The sequence below is a fragment of the Cytobacillus gottheilii genome (assembly GCF_018582665.1).
GTDB lineage: Bacteria > Bacillota > Bacilli > Bacillales > Cytobacillaceae > Cytobacillus > Cytobacillus gottheilii.
The window spans coordinates 2,040,285-2,059,231 of sequence record NZ_CP071709.1; the positions used below are offsets into that span (position 1 = coordinate 2,040,285).

The window sequence follows — 18,947 nt, forward strand, 5'->3', positions numbered from 1 at the left end:
CATATGACGGTAATGAACAAATGCATATTTTTTATATATTGAATAAATATACATACCTATTAATAATATTAAAAGGGGTGCAGGACATGATCAATCAGCTTTCATGGAAAGTTGGGGGACAGCAAGGGGAAGGGATTGAAAGCACAGGTGAAATCTTTTCGATTGCGTTGAATCGCTTAGGCTATTATTTATATGGTTATCGTCACTTTTCATCCAGAATTAAGGGCGGCCATACAAACAACAAAGTTCGCGTTAGCACGTACCAGGTACGGTCAATATCAGATGATTTGGATATCCTGGTTGCTTTTGATCAAGAAACAATTGATTTAAATTATCAGGAATTGCATGATGGCGGAATCATTATTGCTGATGCAAAATTTGATCCGCTGAAACCAGAAGATACAAATGCTTCTCTATATTCGATCCCATTTACGAGTCTTGCAACTGAATTGGGCACTTCATTAATGAAAAATATGATTGCGGTTGGATCAACATGTGCAGTATTAAACATAGATACAGAGCTTTTTAGAGAAGTAGTTCAAGAGATTTTTGGAAGAAAAGGGCAAAGTGTCGTAGATCGAAATATGGAAGCCATTAAAGCTGGCTTTGATGCGATGAGAGAAGCTCTATCCGGCCAAACAGGCATAATGGAGCTGGCAAAGGCAGATGGCCAGAAACGGTTATTTATGATTGGAAATGATGCTATCGCATTAGGCGCACTAAGTGCTGGTGTGCGTTTTATGGCTGCTTATCCAATCACGCCAGCTTCTGAGATTATGGAATATTTGATTAAAAAACTTCCCGCAGTAGGCGGTTCTGTTATTCAAACAGAAGACGAAATCGCGGCTGTTACGATGTGTATTGGAGCGAATTATGCTGGTGTGCGTGCACTAACAGCCTCTGCCGGACCTGGCCTTTCGCTGAAAATGGAAGCCATTGGCTTATCAGGAATTACTGAAACGCCGCTCGTCATTATTGATACTCAGCGCGGCGGTCCATCGACAGGTCTGCCGACAAAGCAGGAGCAATCCGATTTAATGGCAATGCTTTACGGAACACATGGAGAGATTCCAAAGATTGTCATGGCTCCAAGCACAGTGCAGGAAGCATTCTACGATACAGCAGAAGCATTTAATCTGGCAGAAGAATATCAATGTCCAGTTATAATGTTAACCGATTTACAGCTTTCGTTAGGAAAACAGACGGTTGAGCCGCTTGATCTTAGCCAGGTAGAAATACGCCGAGGCAAGCTGTTTAGTGACGAACTCCCTGAAATTGAAAATAAAGAGTATTTTAAAAGATATGAAGTAACAGAGGATGGTGTTTCACCAAGGGTAATTCCTGGCATGAAGCACGGCATCCACCATGTAACAGGTGTAGAGCATGAGGAAACAGGAAAACCATCTGAATCGCCAGCCAACCGAAAAGCACAGATGGATAAAAGGCTGCGCAAGATAAAGAATATCCGCTTCAATACACCAGTTTATAAAAATACACCACATGAAGAAGCTGATTTGCTGCTTGTTGGATTTAATTCCACAAGAGGGGCAATTGAAGAAGCACAGGAACGATTAGAAGCAGACGGTTTTAAGGTGAATCATGCTCATATCCGTCTTATTCATCCATTCCCTGCAGAAGAACTTTTGCCTCTTGTTCAATCTGCGAAAAAAGTGGTTGTAGTTGAAAATAATGCTACAGGGCAATTGGCAAATATCTTGAAAATGAATGTCGGCTATGCGCAAAAGGTTCATAATCATTTAAAATATGACGGAAATCCATTTTTGCCGCATGAAATTCATTCTGCATGTAAGGAGTTGTTCTAAATGGCGACGTTTAAAGACTTTCGCAACAATGTAAAACCAAACTGGTGCCCTGGCTGTGGTGATTTTTCCGTGCAGGCTGCTATTCAGCGTGCAGCTGCAAACGTTGGCCTTGAACCAGAGAATTTAGCTGTAATTTCAGGAATAGGCTGTTCTGGACGTATTTCCGGCTATATTAACTCCTATGGATTTCATGGAATTCACGGCCGCTGCCTGCCAATTGCTCAAGGAGTGAAAATGGCGAACAGAGATTTAACCGTTATTGCTTCTGGCGGTGATGGAGATGGATTCGCGATTGGGATGGGGCATACAATTCATGCGATCCGCCGTAATGTCAATCTGACGTATATTGTCATGGATAACCAAATTTACGGTCTGACTAAGGGGCAGACGTCACCTCGTTCAGCATCAGGTTTTAAAACAAAGTCAACGCCACAAGGCTCCATTGAACCTGCTATTTCTCCTATGGAAATGGCATTAACAGCAGGAGCAACGTTTGTTGCCCAAAGTTTTTCTACCGATTTAAAAGATTTAACAGCGTTAATTGAAGCTGGGATTAAGCATGATGGCTTTTCATTAATCAATGTGTTTAGCCCATGTGTGACATATAACAAAATTAACACCTATGATTGGTTCAAGGAGAATCTGACAAAACTCTCAGGTATTGAAGATTATGATCCTGCTAATCGGGAGCTTGCCATGCAAACACTTATGAAGCATGATGGACTCGTTACAGGGCTTATCTATCAAAACACAGAACAAAAATCCTATCAGGAACTTATAAATGGTTATTCCGAAACGCCGCTTGCACATGCTGATTTAAAGCTTGATCAGGTGCATTTTGACAAACTTGCTGCGGAATTTATGTGACCATCTTTAAACCGCCTTCTTCTGAGGCGGTTTTCTTTTACATTTTTAGTACCAGAAACAAATTACAGCAGAAAAAAGCAAGAAGGACAGTTATAACAAACGTAAACGATAAGTGAGCAGCAAGCACAGGACCCAAACTGGCCCCGATTAAAAGGGAAAACGAATAGAAGGAAGTTGCCAATCCTCTTTGCGCTTTTGCCGCGCTGCCTATAAAAGAAATAACAGAAGGAATCAGCAGGGCTATAGACGCAACAAATGGAATGGATAGCACCGTAATCATAACAGGATATTCGCTGAATAAAATAAACAGCAATAAACTGCTAAGACATAAGAGAATGCCCATAATCATTGTCATCTTTAAGCGTAATTTCTCAATGATTTTCCCTGTAAATACGGCAAGAATGGTTCCGGCTAATCCAATGGTTCGGATGATGATCAGCTCTTCATCCGTAAAACCGTCTGCACTAAGCATTCTGCCCAAACTGTCATAAAAAGCAATAAAAGAAAGCAGCAGGGTAAACGTAATTAGATAGCTGTTAAAAAGCTGTTTATTGGAAAATGGAATGGTCAGCACTTTGAAAATATGAAAACCTTGCCCAGGATAAACGGCTGTTTTAATATGAACTTTATTGCTAAAAGCGAATAAAGCGATATAAAAAACCGCAAAAACATAAAAAACAATTTCCCACCCATAGAAAAGAGTAAGAGCAGAACTGACAATCTGCCCAAAAATCCCCGCAACTAAAAATCCGCAATTGATAAGGGACAGAATTAATGTTCTTTGTTTTTCATCTGAATATAGTTCAAATATATAGGCAAACGCTACCGGTGCAAAGCTTCCGAGAAAGAATCCCTGTACACCGCGAAAGATAAATAAACTTTCGATATTAAAAGATAATCCTACCAGCAAAGTAGAAAGACCAGACATCAAGAGTCCGGAAACAATTACTTTTTTTCGGCCGTATTGTTCCGATAATGGTCCAAATAAAAGCAAACCGAACGCATAACAGACGGTAAAAATACTGCTTCCCCATATAATCTGTTCTTCAGAAGCATGAATTCCCTGAGCAATTTCCGAATAAATCGGAATTAACGTATAAATATTACTCGCCACAAAAACACCGGTCACAATTAGCAGCAGTCCCACTACTTGCAAACGCCCCATCTTCTCACCACCTATAGCATCCTATGTACTTTAGGCATAAAACTTATTTTGTCTATCTAAATTCATTATGATAAGAATGTGAAACTTTGTATCAGAGCATATTTGATGGTTGTTTTATAGAACTTTGTTGCGAAAATGGAATGCACATTGAAAAGGAATAAGCATAATGAAGAAATGGAACAGGACTTGGGGGTATTTTAATGACAACTAAGCACTGTAATCTTCATCACAGCATAATCAATCCTATAACTTTATAATCTAAAGTCATAAACTCCATTCTATTGTGTAAACGCCTTATAGGCTTTATACTATAATAATGTGCATAGAAGTTTAAAAAGCACAATGAACTTATGAGCGAAGGGTTTATTGGACAAGTATTGAGATAGATGAAAGGAGTTCCATAATGAACGAAAAACAAAGGTTAGAAGGACAGCAAATTGCAGCAGCTAATCCAGCGGACAAAAAATCCGAAAAGGATTACAGCAAATATTTTGAAACAGTGTATACTCCGCCTTCCTTAAAGGAAGCGAAAAAACGGGGAAAAGAAGAAGTAAAATACCACAAAGACTTTGATATTCCTGAAGAATTTTATCATATGGGTAAAGGGCGCAAGTTCTATATCCGCACATTTGGATGCCAGATGAACGAGCATGACACAGAAGTCATGGCCGGGATTTTTGAATCTCTTGGCTATGAAGCAACGGACACTGTGGAAGATGCAAATGTTATTTTATTAAACACTTGTGCTATTCGTGAAAACGCTGAAAATAAAGTGTTTGGTGAACTTGGCCATCTGAAGCATTTAAAGAAAAACAATCCAGATCTTTTACTAGGTGTCTGCGGATGTATGTCACAGGAAGAATCTGTAGTAAACAAGATTCTAAAAACATACACACAAGTAGATATGATTTTTGGCACACACAATATTCACCGTTTGCCAAACATTCTTAAAGAAGCATATCTATCAAAAGAATTAGTTGTTGAGGTCTGGTCAAAAGAAGGCGATGTTATTGAAAACTTGCCGAAGGTCCGCCGCGGAAATATTAAAGCCTGGGTTAATATTATGTACGGCTGTGATAAATTCTGTACATATTGCATCGTTCCTTATACACGAGGCAAAGAGCGGAGCCGCCGTCCGGAAGATATTATTCAAGAGGTGCGCCAGCTTGCAGCGCAGGGATACCAGGAAATCACTTTGCTTGGTCAAAATGTAAATGCATATGGTAAGGATTTTGACGATATTCAGTATGGTCTTGGCGAATTAATGGATGAAATCCGCAAGATTGATATCCCGCGTATTCGTTTCACAACAAGCCATCCGCGTGATTTTGATGACCGTTTAATTGAAGTGCTCGCAAAAGGCGGCAACCTCGTTGAACATATTCATTTGCCAGTACAGTCAGGTTCGACAGATGTCCTAAAAATTATGGCTCGCAAATATACAAGAGAGCAATTTTTAGAGCTAGTTCGTAAAATTAAAGCTGCGATTCCAAATGCAACCTTTACAACAGACATTATTGTTGGATACCCAAATGAAACCGACGAGCAATTTGAAGAAACGTTATCTCTATATCGCGAAGTGGGCTTTGAAGCTGCTTATACATTTATTTATTCTCCTCGCGAAGGTACACCTGCTGCAAAAATGGTAGACAATGTGCCAATGGAAGTGAAAAAAGAGCGTCTGCAGCGTTTAAATGCGCTTGTAAACGAATTCTCAGCAGCATCAATGATGAACTACAAAGATGAGATTGTAGAAGTTCTTGTTGAAGGGGAAAGCAAGAATAACCCGGATATTTTAGCAGGCTATACAAGAAAGAATAAATTAGTCAACTTTAGAGGACCAAAAACATCGATCGGCAAGATTGTAAAAGTAAAAATAACCGATGCAAAAACTTGGTCTTTAAATGGGGACATGATTTTAGAACAAGAAACGGTAGAGGTGAACTAAGGTGGCTAAATATACAAAAGATGATATTATAAAGCGTGCTGAAGAGCTGGCAAGAATGATTGCAGATACAGAAGAAGTAGAATTCTTTAAACGTGCTGAAGCACAAATTCATGGCAATGAAAAAGTAAAAACCTTAATGACTTCAATTAAAGGGTTACAAAAGCAAGCAGTAAACCTGCAGCATTTTGGCAAAGAAGAGGCTCACAAAAAAACAGAAGCCAAAATTGCATCCATTGAAGAACAGCTTGATAGCATCCCAGTTGTACAAGAATTCAAACAATCACAGCTGGACGTGAATAACCTTCTGCAGACAGTGGCATCTGCCATCTCAAACAAAGTTACAGATGAAGTCATCTTATCCACTGGGGGCAACCTTCTCAGCGGAGAAACGGGTGCTCAAATCAAAAATACAAACTGCAGCCATCATTAAACGAAATGCGAAAGCGCCTTGCTCAGCCCCGACAAGCTTAAGACAGGTTGGCATGAAGGTTGAACTTTACCTTCAGGACAACATGGCTTAAGACCTCGAGGGGCTAGGCGCTGTAGCTGGACAAACCGAAATGCGAAAGCGCCTTGCTCAGCCCCGACCCCTCGAGGGGCTAGGCGCTGCAGCTGGCAAATCGAAATGCAGTAACCAAAAACCTGGTTCCCATATGGAAACCAGGTTTTTATCTATTTAAAGGAGAAGCAAATATGATTCGCGGGTTGTGGCGGGATCATGATTGGCTTTTCTTCTATTAGCTCAGGCACCTACGCGCCTCCGCTTTTCTTATTGTCTAGCTACAGGCGCTAGGGACTCGAGGTCTTAAGTCAATCCAGTCAAAAGGTCAAAGTACGACCTTTCGTCTGTCTCGCCTTAAGCTTGTCGTCCCTGAGCAAGCGCCTTCCGCATTTCTTATTGTCTAGCTCCAGCGGCTAGCTGCTCGAGGTCATAAGTCAATCTGTCCAAAAGGTTAAAGTACAACCTTCCGGCCAGCTTGCCTTATGCTTGTCGCAGCTGTTCGAGCCGCCTCCGCTTTTCTTATTGTCGAAGCAATTCAACGGCGTTGAGGAATTCTTTACGGTATTCCTGCTGTTCGATCAGGGCGCTATTCAAAGTGGCGAGAAGCGATTCATTTAGTATTTTTGTTCCATTATCATTTTCGCGACTATCCAAAAAATTCAGGAGAAAGGTGTAAACAAGAAGCAAGGTTGAATAATTATCAACATACGTTAAGCTGATGGCTCGGCCGCCTTTTCCGCCCGCTGCATGATTATTAATCGACGGAATCCCAGCTTCAGCTGCAACATCAAGCAGCTCCTGCGGAATTCCCAGCTCCTTGAGTACATCGGGATTAATTTCTACAGATTTTGACTGTCCAACTGCATTTGTATTTGAACTTGAACTAGCATTTAACATTTGTACTCCCCCCCTTCATTTTTGGATAATCTATATTTTTATGCTTCTTAAGCTTCGTTACCTTGAGTTTGGTTGTTTACTTTTACTGCAACTGCTCTGGAATCTCCAGCGTTTGCAATATTGAATTGAGCAGAAAGAATTGGGACATTGATTAAAGAAGCGTTGATTGCAAAACCGCCGACTGAAACAGGTACTTGCGGATTTACATCTGCTTGAACGTTCGCTTGAGCTGCAAATGTGAATGCTTCAAATTCATCTCCAGTGCTTACTGCGCTGTTCTCGTTTGCTGGGCTCACAGCTGGACGGTTGTTATCGTCATGGTCAAATCTGCATCTGTTTGATCCTCTTGTTAACATTTATCATTCACCTCCTTAAATAGTTAGGAATTATTTGAGTTATTATTTCCTGAGTTTTGTAGATTTGTAAGGTCTAAGTCAAATAAAGTGTTTCCGTTCCAGGACATTTTAATTTTGTTGTTATCATCTGATGTTTCAAAAACTGGAAGCATGTTGTTTAAATTTAATCCTGTTAGATTTAATGGATTGGATGGATTGTTTCCAGATTGATCGTCACCTAGGATATTGCTTAAATTAGACAGAGGATTTTCTTGATTAGCTGAACCTGTTCCTTGTCCTTGTCCTCCAGTAATGTTGCCAAACAGTCCTGAGAAGAAATTGCTGAAAGTCCCCGCTAAATTCGTTGCCAAGTTTTGTGCAAACTCCTGAGCATCTGTTCCTGTCATTTCTTCACCATTTACTGAAACTCTGAAATTAGATCTCTCTTGATCTGGCATATCTGCTCACCCCCTTTTCTTTAATATATACTATTGAAGAATAAGCCAAGCTGTCTGTGCATTTTGATCAAGTAAAACGCACATTTTGTGATGAATGCTATATGATTTATGGAAAAGATGACTGCAGAAACGACTTGACCCGGCACATTCGCCCGCTTTCGGCATAGGATAAATCATGCCAATACTTTTACCTAACATTCCTCAATAATTGTCGCACACTAGTCTAATATCCCGCATAGGATGAATTGAAAATGAATGAGGAGGGTTCGCTCGCAATGGGAGACTACAGAGAGATAATTACAAAGGCAGTCGTTGCCAAAGGACGTAAATTTACACAGTCCAATCATACAATCTGCCCTAAACACCAACCGTCAAGTATCCTTGGCTGCTGGATTATAAACCATAAGTATGAAGCAGAAAAGGTTGGGAAAACAGTTGAGATCTGCGGCAGCTATGACATCAACGTTTGGTATTCTTATAGTGATAATACACAGACAGAAGTAGTAACTGAACGTGTGGAGTATACAGATGTCATTAAAGTAAAATACCGTGACCCTGATTGTCTTGATGATTTAGAAGTAATTGCAAAAGTTCTTCAACAGCCAAATTGCATTGAAGCAGCTATTTCACCAAATGGAAACAAAATCATTGTAAATGTAGAAAGAGAATTTCTTGCAGAAGTGATCGGCGAAACTACTGTATGTGTCGCTGTTCACCCAGAATCCTGCGACTGCGATGATGACGAGTGGGGCTTTGATGTAGACGACGAAGAATTTGAAGAATTAAATCCTGATTTCTTAGTAGGAACAGAAGAAGAATAAAAATTAACTAGGAGGTTTTACTTCCTAGTTTTTCTTTTTTGCGGAAGTAAAAAGTTCCCTCCATCTGCCGATCATTTCTACATCTTTTGACTGAGCTTTTAAGGAAGTCATTTTTATATAATGAAAGCAGATAAAGCGGAGGGAATGATACATATGAAAATATTGCAGCTTAAAGTACAATGTTTCCATTTAGAAAAAATGAAGGAATTTTATCATGGTATTCTTGAAATGAAACTTTTAATGGAAAGAGAAAACGCGTTTGCCGTTCAAGCTGGAAGCACAAAACTTATTTTTGAAAAAAATATAAATCTGCCTTTTTATCATATTTGCTTCCGAACTAACGATGAACATTTTGATTATATGTTTGAAAAGCTTGGTCATGTAAGTGCTTTGCTTGCCAATGAAAAAGGGGAATATCGGATGAACTGGGAAGGGCAGCAGGCTTATTTTACCGATCCAGATGGAAATATTATAGAAATGCTTGTCAGATCTCCTTTGCACAATGGAGAAAAAGGAAGATGGCAGGATGTAGGTGAAGTTGGAATGCCTGTTTCAAGTGTAGAAGACATGCAGGCTGAATTAAAACCCTATATTTATGATCAGTTTATGAAGGAAAGTGAAACATTTGCTTTTTTCGGCGATCGTGAAGGAGTGCTCGTGATTGTAAAAGAAGGAAGGCCTTGGTATCCGACTGACAGACATGCTGTTATTTCGTCCTTTAAAATGGTTGTTGAAGGGAAAGAGAATGGGACCTTTAAACATCCTGATTTTCCATATGAAATAGAGACCCGAAAAAAATGGGAAGGATCTATGAAGGCTATGCAATTTCGTATGGCTAGACCGACTAATCAGCTTAATAAGCTCCAGCATTTTTATATTGATGGCTTGGGGTTGAAAAAGCTAGGAGACTTTAACCACGGGGGATACGAAGGTTTAATGATTGGACTGCCAGATAAGACGTACCATCTTGAATTTATTCAAACGGAAGAGAAAATGGAGCTGCCGGAACCGACGAAGGAACATTTGCTTGTTTTTTATATGCCTGATCACCATGAATGGAGAACTGCTATTGCTCGACTGAATGATATGGGGTTTACAGAGGTTTTGCCGGAAAATCCCTATTGGGGACGAGGCGGTATCACAATTGAAGATCCAGATGGCTGGAGAGTGGTTTTAATGAATACCCCTGGGATCTAATGAGGAAAAGGTCCTGTTATCTCTTTCAGAAGAATATGGTAAAATATTTCTATCAAACTTAGGAAGGCTGATAACATGTTCAAAAGAGTAGCTTCAGATGTTTTAGGTTTAAGTGATATTGGTTCCGTTATCGGACCAGCTGATTACGACAAGGTTGACGCCGACGATTATATCCTGCATGAAGATAATGAAAAAATCTACTTTCTCATCAAGTCCAAAACGGATGAGTATTGTTTTACAAATCGTGCGCTAATTCACTTAGATGGCACCAGTGCAATCAGTAAAAAAAGATCTTTAAAGCGCTACAGCTATAGAGAGAATACGATTTCAAATGTCATGCTTGAAACCGCCGGCACCGTCGATTTAGATGTCGAAATTAAATTCGTTATGGCCGGCATTAGTTTCTCAATTGATGTACATAAAAAGCATATTGAAGAATTAAAAGATCTGTATAAAGCATTAATTCGCATTTCAGAAATCTGCACCGAAAACGAAATTTCAATGGGGTATGCTGAGAAAAGCTTAAATATCGCTTCAACAACGATTAGCCGCTATGCATCCAGCGAACAAAGCAACATCAACGATAATTTTAGAGTGCTCAATGAAACAGCCTTTAACTGGCTCATGAACAGCCGTAAAAAATATAATGTTAAAGACTTTGGCTATGTGTTTGAGAAGTATATAAATAATTAAAACACTGTAACAGAAGCTTTGCAAACGGAAAGTTAGGTTTTTCATAAAGAACACTTGGTGCCCCAAGTGTTCAGATTGTAGACAAAAGGGGTTCGGAATGGTCTCATTCCGAACCCCTTTTGAAGTTTTTTTCTATTTTTATTCCTTTAGAGGACAGAATGCAGCTATCCTATCCTCAGATTTATACTGTTTTTGGGTCCTGCCACGTCCAGTTGGCTATTTTCTTTAAATTCATGGACGCGAAAGTAAGCATCGCTTGCATCGACAATTTTTTAAGTCCCCTTAACGTTGTCCAACGCATTCCATGCTTTTCTTTTGCATCAGCGAAAACACGTTCAATCGTTTCCTTTCGCTTTGCGTATATTGGTTTTACATCTTTGTGATGGCGAAGATGTTCCGCTTCCTCCACATATTCCTGCCAAATATGCCGGGTCACCACTTTTTGGTGATTCTTACTCTGTGTACATTGGTGCAATAATGAACAAGTGGCACAAGTCTGTTTCAATGATTTGTATTCACGGTAGCCTTCCTTGGTGGTAGTTGAATAGTTCAAAATTTTGCCCGCTGGGCAAATATAACAATCAAAATGTTCATCATAAACATATTCGTGCTTTCGGAAGAATCCATCCTTTGTACGTGGTCGTGTATAAGGGAGTGCAGGTGTTATTTCATGTTCAATTAAGTACTTCGTGATGGCAGGTGTTTTATAAGCTGCGTCTGCGGCAACGGCTTCAGGTTTTCCAACTCTATCAATCACTCGTTCAACTAAAGGCTCAAGGATTCCACTATCATGAATGTTTCCTGGTGTAACTATATTTCCTAAGATAAATCCGTTGCGATCAGAGGCGGCATGAAACGAATAAGCAAACTGTTTAGTGCGTTCGTCTTTGACGTAGTAGCCACTTTCTGGGTCTGTGGTACTTTCTTTGATCTCTTTTGTTTCCTCTTTTTCAAATTTATCAGGTGGAAATGGCTTCTTCCCATGATCTTCACGGTCATCGTTGATTTCTGTTTGAAGCTGTTCTTGATATGCGCGTGTTTCCTTCCGCACAACTTTCTTCGCAAATTTATGTTTATTCGCGCTTGCTTTTACGTGTGTCGAGTCAATAAAAACATGTTCAGCGCTAATTAATTTCTTTTCCGTGGCCGTTTTTAAGATTCGATAGAAGATCTGTTCAAATAGATCAGTATCTTTAAAACGACGCTCATAGTTTTTACCGAAGGTAGAGAAGTGAGGAACTTTATCATAAAATCCATATCCTAAAAACCAGCGATAAGCCATGTTTGTTTTTAGTTCCTCAATGGTTTGGCGCATGGACCGAATACCGAAGGTATATTGAATAAAAGTAAGCTTTATTAAAATTACCGGGTCAATGCTTGGACGACCTACTTCTGAATATGTATCTTTTACTAAATCATAAATGAAGGAGAAGTCAATTGCAGCCTCCATTTTTCGTACTAAATGGTTTTCAGGTACCAGTTGATCTAACGCAACCATTTCAAGCTGATCACGTTGAATTGAATTATGTTTGGAAAGCATCTTCATCACCTCTAACCTTATTCTCCTTTTATTCTAAAACAAAAAAGACTGTAGGCAAACTCGATTTTCATCGAGTTTGTCTACAGTCTGAACACTTGGTGCCCCAAGTGTTTTTTTTGCGAATTTAATAGTCTTTCGGAAAATAAGCGTAGAAATTCCGTCTATTCTGGGAAATGCCTCCATTTCCCGTAAAATAGACGGAGAATTTCCGCTTATATGAGCAAAATCATTAAATTTTGCCCCATATTTAGGACTTAACCGGAATTTCTCCGTTTATATTTGCTTTTTTAGCCCTATTTTTCATAGTAACCGGAATTTCTCCGCCTAAAAATATCGATCCTCCGCGAAAAATCGACCACGTATGCTATTCCTTTAAACATTCTCTTTTTAATACTGCCATCCAAAAACATAAGCAGCAAAGGCAAAATCTCCAATCAGCCTTTCTGGTTCAACAGCGAAATCATTTTCTCTAACCAGTAATTTGAAGGGGATGGTTTGAACACTTTTCCTAAAGCGCAAAAAAAATTATGTTATAATAAAGAGAATAAAAATTTGAACCAAAGCATAGAACACACATGCTTTCTTATATGAAACATGAACGATATTCTAGCAATCTAACAGACCGTGGAGGATATTATGGCTTTAACGTATACGCCAATGATACAGCAATATTTAAGAGTAAAGGCAGATTATCAGGATGCCTTTTTATTTTTTCGTTTAGGCGATTTTTATGAGATGTTTTTTGATGATGCCATTCGTGCGTCACAAGAACTTGAAATTACACTAACGAGCCGTGAAGGCGGAACAGAAGAGCGAATTCCAATGTGTGGAGTGCCGTATCATTCTGCTCCTGGTTATATTGAACAGCTTGTGGAAAAAGGCTATAAGGTGGCGATTTGTGAGCAGACCGAGGATCCTAAGCAAGCGAAAGGCGTTGTGAAAAGAGAAGTCGTTCAGCTGATTACACCAGGAACCATGATGGAAGGCAAAGGGCTGACAGACAAAGAAAACAATTACATCGCGAGCATCACCGCTTTTGATCACCAAACATTTGCGTTTGTCTGTAATGACCTGTCAACTGGAGAAACGAAAGCAGCTTTCTTAAGCGGCGGTTTTGATACAGTCCTAAATGAACTGTTTCTCTCTGGAGCAAGAGAAGTCGTTGTTGGAAGTGATTTTTCAGAAGAATGGCAAGCAAAAATCAAAGAACGCAGCCAGATTACATTTTCAATAGAAAATGATGATCAGCAGCAGGGTCATTATGTTCCTCTTTTAGAAAAACTGGAGAAAAATGAACTTCGTTTAGCTTCTTCCAGACTGCTGAACTATTTGCACAGAACACAAAAAAGAAGTCTTGATCATCTTCAAGTCGTCGAAGTTTACCATATTGATGAGTATGTGAAAATTGATTATTACTCAAAACGCAATTTAGAATTGACCGAAACGATTCGCTCGAAAGGGAAAAAAGGGTCACTTCTATGGCTGCTTGATGAAACCAAAACAGCAATGGGAGGTAGATTGCTGAAGCAGTGGATCGACCGTCCATTAATGAATAAACAAGAAATCACACGCAGACATGATTTGGTAGACACATTGATTTCTGCTTATTTTGAACGTGAAGAGCTGCGTGAAAAGCTGAAAGAGGTCTATGATCTGGAGAGGCTTGCAGGACGCGTAGCGTTTGGAAATGTAAATGCCCGTGATTTGATTCAGCTCAAAAAATCACTTCAGCAGATTCCACATTTAAAACAAATGGTTCACGACCTCTCAACAGAAGAAGCGGAGAAATTGGCGGAACGTCTTGACTCGTGTGAAGAAGCAACAGATCTGCTTGAACAAGCGATTGTGGATCACCCGCCATTATCCGTTAAAGAAGGCAATATTATTCGCGATGGCTACCATGGTGAATTGGACACATACAGAGATGCGAGCAGAAACGGGAAAAACTGGATTGCACAGCTTGAGCGCCAGGAGCGCGAAAAAACGGGCATCAAATCGCTGAAAATCGGCTATAATCGCGTGTTTGGCTATTATATAGAAGTAACAAGAGCAAACCTTCCGCATTTGCCAGAAGGTTTATATGAACGAAAACAAACATTAACGAACGCAGAACGGTTTGTAACACCAGAACTCAAAGAAACAGAAGCATTGATTCTTCAAGCTGAAGAAAAATCAGTTGAGCTGGAATATGAATTGTTCGCTATGGTTAGAGAGCAAATTAAAACTTATATTCCGAGACTGCAGGCTCTGGCGAAAACGGTAAGCGAATTGGACGTGCTCCAATGCTTTGCTGCCATCAGTGAACAAAGGCATTATGTGCGTCCGTACTTCTCAGCTGAACGAAGAGTTTACATTAAGGAAGGCAGACATCCAGTCGTAGAAAAGGTGATGAAGGCACAGGAGTATGTGCCAAATGACTGTCTTATGGACCAGGAAAGAGAAATTTTATTGATTACCGGTCCCAACATGTCAGGGAAAAGCACTTATATGCGACAAATAGCTTTGACAGCGATCTTAGCGCAAATTGGCTGCTTTGTTCCTGCTGAAAGTGCTGAGCTGCCGATTTTCGATCAGGTATTCACGCGTATTGGAGCGGCAGATGATTTGATTTCAGGCCAAAGTACCTTCATGGTTGAAATGCTTGAAGCAAAAAATGCCATTGTCAATGCAACACAAAATAGTTTAATCTTATTTGATGAAATCGGAAGAGGCACATCCACCTATGATGGCATGGCGCTTGCACAAGCGATGATTGAATACATTCATGAGCATATTGGTGCGAAAACCTTATTTTCTACTCATTATCATGAATTAACAGTTCTCCAGGAAGAACTGCAGCAACTGAAAAATGTTCATGTGAGTGCAGCTGAACAAAATGGCAAAGTTGTTTTTCTTCATAAAATTAAGGAAGGTCCTGCTGATAAAAGCTACGGAATTCATGTTGCACAGCTTGCTGAGCTTCCAGACGAACTAATTGCCAGAGCCAATACCATTTTAGCTGGATTTGAAAAGCAGCATCAGGATCAGCAGAATCAGCCTCAACGAGAAACGAAACAAGAGCCTGTTTTAAAGGCGCATGAGCCATTAGCACAGCTGTCCTTTTTTGATGAAAAAGAGCCAGAACCAAAACAGACCCAGCTGTCTTCAAAAGAAAAGAAAATTCTGCAGCACTTAAAATCAATTGAAATTCTTGAAATGACGCCGATGCAGGCATTTAATGAGCTATATGAGCTCCATAAAAAAATAAAAGGCTGAGGAGGTGCATGAGATGGGAAAAATCATACAGCTGAACGATTCCCTTTCAAATAAAATCGCAGCCGGTGAGGTTGTCGAACGGCCAGCCTCTGTTGTCAAAGAACTGCTGGAGAACGCCATCGATGCAGGAAGCACCATCATTGAAATTGAACTGGAAGAGGCTGGACTTGCCAAAATCAGATTAATTGATAATGGCGAAGGAATTGCTGAGGAAGATGTTTTAAATGCATTCCATCGCCATGCGACGAGTAAAATTAAAGATGAAAATGATCTTTTCCGCATTAAAACGCTTGGTTTCAGAGGAGAGGCTTTGCCAAGTATCGCCTCTGTTTCCAATGTGGAGCTGAAAACAAGCACAGGCGATGCAGGAACACGCCTAGTTTTATCAGGCGGAAAGGTAGAAGTGATGGAAAAGGCTTCTGCCAGAAAAGGAACAGATATTAGTGTAACAGACCTGTTTTTTAATACACCTGCACGTTTAAAATATGTCAAAACCATTCATACAGAGCTTGGCAATATTACAGATGTCGTTAACCGGATTGCTCTTTCACATCCTGAAGTTTCGATTAAATTGATTCATAATGAACGCAAACTGCTTCATACAAACGGGAAAGACGATGTTCGGCAGGTCTTAGCTGGGATCTATGGTCTCAATATCGTCAAAAAAATGGTACCGGTGACGGCACAATCATTGGATTTCACCATTAGTGGCTATGCAGCTTTGCCAGAAGTGACCCGTGCATCCCGAAACTATATCTCGACCATGATTAATGGCCGTTTTATTAAAAACTATTCACTGGCGAAAGCCATTCAGGAAGGGTATCATACGTTGCTTCCGATTGGACGCTATCCAATCGTGCTTCTGAATATCGTTATGGATCCGCAGCTTGTGGATGTCAATGTTCACCCATCGAAAATGGAAGTGCGCCTCAGCAAGGAAAATGAATTGACTGAGCTGGTTAAAACTTCGCTTCAAAATGTATTTAAAAAGCAGGAGCTCATACCAGCAGGATACTCCAGACCGATTGCTGTGCCTAAGCCAAAAGACGAGCAGACTTTTTTAGAGCTTGATCATTTGCCGGAAAAAGCTTCAGCATCACTGGTAAAAGAGAAAGAGCCGGAATCAATTGTTTCTCATTCAGAGTATGAGAATGTACCTGCCATGCTTGAGCAGAGATTACCTGCTGAGGATAGACCTATAGAAAGAGAAGCGGAAGCACTTGAAGAATTTATTCCTGCAGAAGTTCCAGAACTAGCATGGGTTTCAACTGATGTCGTTCAGCAGACTGATGAATCATTCTCTACTGAGAGTGCAGCACCACTTGTGCCGCCTCTGTATCCGATCGGGCAAATGCACGGAACATACATTTTTGCACAAAATGAAAAAGGCTTATATATTATCGATCAGCATGCCGCTCAAGAACGGATAAAATATGAATTTTTTAAAGAAAAAGTTGGACAAGTCGCTAAAGAATTGCAGGAGCTGCTGATCCCGATTACACTTGAGTATTCAACAGACGAAATGCTTAAGATAAATGAGTATCAGCATGAGCTGGAAAAAGTCGGAGTATTTCTTGAGACATTCGGACCAACCAGCTACATCGTTCGTGCGCATCCGCAATGGTTTCCGCCTGGTGATGAACAGGATATCATTGAAGACATGATTGAACAACTGCTTTCCATGAAAAAAGTAGATGTCAAAAAGCTGCGCGAAGAGGCGGCGATTATGATGAGCTGCAAAGGCTCTATCAAAGCAAACCATCACCTGCGTAATGACGAAATTCAAGCTTTACTGGATGAACTTCGCCAAACAAACGATCCTTTTACATGTCCGCATGGCAGACCAATCATTATTAATTATTCGGTTTATGAGCTGGAAAAGATGTTTAAGCGTGTGATGTAACCAGTAATTGATTAAAGAAGTAGCCCTGGTAAGGTGAGTGATCCTTATCTGGCTGCTTTTTTTACTATGGAAAATTTATGAGAGAGTAGTCATTCTGAGGGTTTGATAGGAAAGTCTCGGAATTTGATAGGAAAACCGAAAATTTTGATAGGAAAGCCGCCGAGTTTGATAGGAAAGCAGAAAAGTTTGATAGGAAACGAAAGGATTTTGATAGGAAAACACAAATATCTAATTAGAGAACCTGTGCATTCATAAGGAAAACCCATAGAATAGCTAGAAAGGTCCACAAATCTATCAAAATAACCCCAAAACTTAGTAAAAAGCCTCAAATATTTAAATAGAAACCCAAAAAGCGCGTAAATTCATTAAGCAAAACTATATATTCTTAATAAAAAGCTTCAAAATTGCATCATTACCATATGTAATTTTCACAAAAAAGCAGAAAAATGCCCGAATACCCCCGCTAAAGCAATCTCCGGACATTTTCTTTTTCAAAAAACTTATTTCACTGCAGTCTGCAGTTTATCAATAAACTTTAAAGCTCTTCCAGTGCCAATTGCCACTGATTCAAGCGGACTTGGCGCCAAATGGACAGGCACAAAGATCTCTTTAGAAATCCATTCTTGAATTCCATTTAGAAGGGCACCACCGCCTGTTAAGATGACACCGCGATCGACTATATCGCCGCTTAATTCAGCTGGGCTGCTTTCTAAAGTCGCACGAATTGCTTCTAAAATATGAAGCAATGATTCTTTCATTGCATCGCGAACTTCGTAGGACGTTAATGTAATCGTCTTTGGCAGTCCTGTTACAAGATCCCGCCCGCGTATATCCATCGTCAATTCCTCATGATCGATTAAGGCATGTCCAATTTCAATCTTTATCTGTTCTGCCGTTCTTTCTCCAATCAAAACATTAAATTCTTTGCGGACATGCTGAATGATATCCTCATCAAGACGATCGCCGCCAATTCGGATTGAATGACAAGCCACCACGCCGCCAAAGGAAATAATCGCGACCTCAGTTGAACCGCCGCCAATATCAACAATTACATTGGCAACTGGCTCGTCCACCGGCAAATCCGCACCAATAGCAGCAGCAACAGGCTCCTCTATTAAATGCACCTTTTTAGCGCCGGCATTTTTGACTGCATCATGAATGGCTCTTCTTTCCACGCTCGTAGAACCTGACGGAGTGCAGACAACCACATTTGGTTTGCGGATCGCAAAACCTAGTTTTTTAGACGCTTTGTTCATCACATGCCGAATCATTTCTGTGGTTGTATCATAATCCGCAATTACTCCTTCTTTTAAAGGGCGGATGGCAACAATACGGCCAGGCGTTTTTCCAATCATTTCTTTCGCTTCGTGTCCAACAGCCAACACTTTATTTGTAGATGTGTCTATTGCTACAACAGAAGGCTCATTTAAAGCAATTCCTTTATTTTTACTGTATACAAGTATATTAGCAGTTCCTAAATCAATTCCAATTTCACTTGAAGATAACATCTTTTTCACCCAATTCTGTTTTCTTTTGAAGATCT

General features: G+C 40.0%; 15 protein-coding genes. 9 read left to right on the forward strand and 6 right to left on the reverse strand.

Annotated features, from left to right (window positions below; all coding sequences use genetic code 11):
* The first annotated feature begins 86 nt into the window (after positions 1–86).
* Complete coding sequence (locus tag J1899_RS10075; protein ID WP_214478547.1) at positions 87–1,823, forward strand: 2-oxoacid:acceptor oxidoreductase subunit alpha; 1,737 nt, start codon at positions 87–89, stop codon at positions 1,821–1,823.
* Positions 1,824–2,690 (forward strand): 2-oxoacid:ferredoxin oxidoreductase subunit beta, encoded by an 867-nt coding sequence (locus J1899_RS10080; protein WP_066446391.1) that lies wholly within the window; start codon positions 1,824–1,826, stop codon positions 2,688–2,690.
* 37 nt (positions 2,691–2,727) lie between these two features.
* On the opposite strand, the gene J1899_RS10085 is transcribed toward J1899_RS10080, so the two are convergent.
* Entirely contained in the window at positions 2,728–3,855 is a 1,128-nt protein-coding gene (locus J1899_RS10085; RefSeq protein WP_066446389.1) for an MFS transporter, read from the reverse strand.
* Positions 3,856–4,258: 403 nt separating this feature from the next.
* On the opposite strand from J1899_RS10085, the gene miaB reads away from it, so the two are divergent.
* Together miaB and J1899_RS10095 are read left to right on the forward strand one after the other, a co-directional pair.
* Positions 4,259–5,803 (forward strand): tRNA (N6-isopentenyl adenosine(37)-C2)-methylthiotransferase MiaB, encoded by a 1,545-nt coding sequence (gene miaB, locus J1899_RS10090; protein WP_214478548.1) that lies wholly within the window; start codon positions 4,259–4,261, stop codon positions 5,801–5,803.
* Between the two features lies 1 nt (position 5,804).
* Entirely contained in the window at positions 5,805–6,233 is a 429-nt protein-coding gene (locus tag J1899_RS10095) for a YlbF/YmcA family competence regulator (RefSeq protein ID WP_066446379.1), read from the forward strand.
* Positions 6,234–6,824: 591 nt separating this feature from the next.
* Here J1899_RS10095 and J1899_RS10100 read toward each other — a convergent pair.
* Genes J1899_RS10100 through J1899_RS10110 form a run of 3 tightly spaced genes read right to left on the reverse strand, consistent with a single transcriptional unit; the run spans position 6,825 to position 7,995 of the window.
* Complete coding sequence (locus tag J1899_RS10100) at positions 6,825–7,202, reverse strand: hypothetical protein (protein ID WP_066446371.1); 378 nt, start codon at positions 7,200–7,202, stop codon at positions 6,825–6,827.
* A gap of 47 nt (positions 7,203–7,249) precedes the next feature.
* The gene (locus J1899_RS10105) at positions 7,250–7,558 is read right to left on the reverse strand and encodes a hypothetical protein (protein WP_066446370.1); all 309 of its coding nucleotides are present in this window, start codon (positions 7,556–7,558) and stop codon (positions 7,250–7,252) included.
* Between the two features lie 23 nt (positions 7,559–7,581).
* Positions 7,582–7,995 (reverse strand): hypothetical protein, encoded by a 414-nt coding sequence (locus J1899_RS10110; protein ID WP_066446364.1) that lies wholly within the window; start codon positions 7,993–7,995, stop codon positions 7,582–7,584.
* Between the two features lie 275 nt (positions 7,996–8,270).
* Here J1899_RS10110 and J1899_RS10115 point away from each other — a divergent pair, with 275 nt between their 5' ends.
* The 3 genes from J1899_RS10115 to J1899_RS10125 all read left to right on the forward strand — a co-directional run bounded on the left by J1899_RS10115 (position 8,271) and on the right by J1899_RS10125 (position 10,706).
* Positions 8,271–8,816: an outer spore coat protein CotE gene (locus tag J1899_RS10115; RefSeq protein WP_214478805.1), complete on the forward strand. Its 546-nt coding sequence runs from the start codon at positions 8,271–8,273 to the stop codon at positions 8,814–8,816.
* Positions 8,817–8,936: 120 nt separating this feature from the next.
* The gene (locus tag J1899_RS22810) at positions 8,937–10,013 is read left to right on the forward strand and encodes a VOC family protein (protein ID WP_343216743.1); all 1,077 of its coding nucleotides are present in this window, start codon (positions 8,937–8,939) and stop codon (positions 10,011–10,013) included.
* A gap of 75 nt (positions 10,014–10,088) precedes the next feature.
* Positions 10,089–10,706, forward strand: a complete 618-nt coding sequence (locus J1899_RS10125) for a PH domain-containing protein (RefSeq protein ID WP_066446362.1) — start codon at positions 10,089–10,091, stop codon at positions 10,704–10,706.
* A 181-nt stretch (positions 10,707–10,887) separates the two neighbouring features.
* Here J1899_RS10125 and J1899_RS10130 read toward each other — a convergent pair whose 3' ends face one another.
* Positions 10,888–12,246 carry an IS1182 family transposase gene (locus J1899_RS10130; RefSeq protein ID WP_214475360.1) on the reverse strand — a complete coding sequence of 453 codons (1,359 nt, stop codon included), beginning with the start codon at positions 12,244–12,246 and terminating at the stop codon, positions 10,888–10,890.
* Between the two features lie 636 nt (positions 12,247–12,882).
* On the opposite strand from J1899_RS10130, the gene mutS reads away from it, so the two are divergent.
* A complete protein-coding gene (gene mutS / locus J1899_RS10135; RefSeq protein WP_214478549.1) occupies positions 12,883–15,501 on the forward strand; it encodes a DNA mismatch repair protein MutS in 2,619 nt (872 codons plus the stop codon).
* A 13-nt stretch (positions 15,502–15,514) separates the two neighbouring features.
* Entirely contained in the window at positions 15,515–17,404 is a 1,890-nt protein-coding gene (mutL, locus tag J1899_RS10140) for a DNA mismatch repair endonuclease MutL (protein WP_214478550.1), read from the forward strand.
* Between the two features lie 500 nt (positions 17,405–17,904).
* Here mutL and mreBH read toward each other — a convergent pair whose 3' ends face one another.
* A complete protein-coding gene (gene mreBH, locus J1899_RS10145) occupies positions 17,905–18,912 on the reverse strand; it encodes a rod-share determining protein MreBH (protein ID WP_066446356.1) in 1,008 nt (335 codons plus the stop codon).
* Between the last annotated feature and the right edge of the window lie 35 nt (positions 18,913–18,947).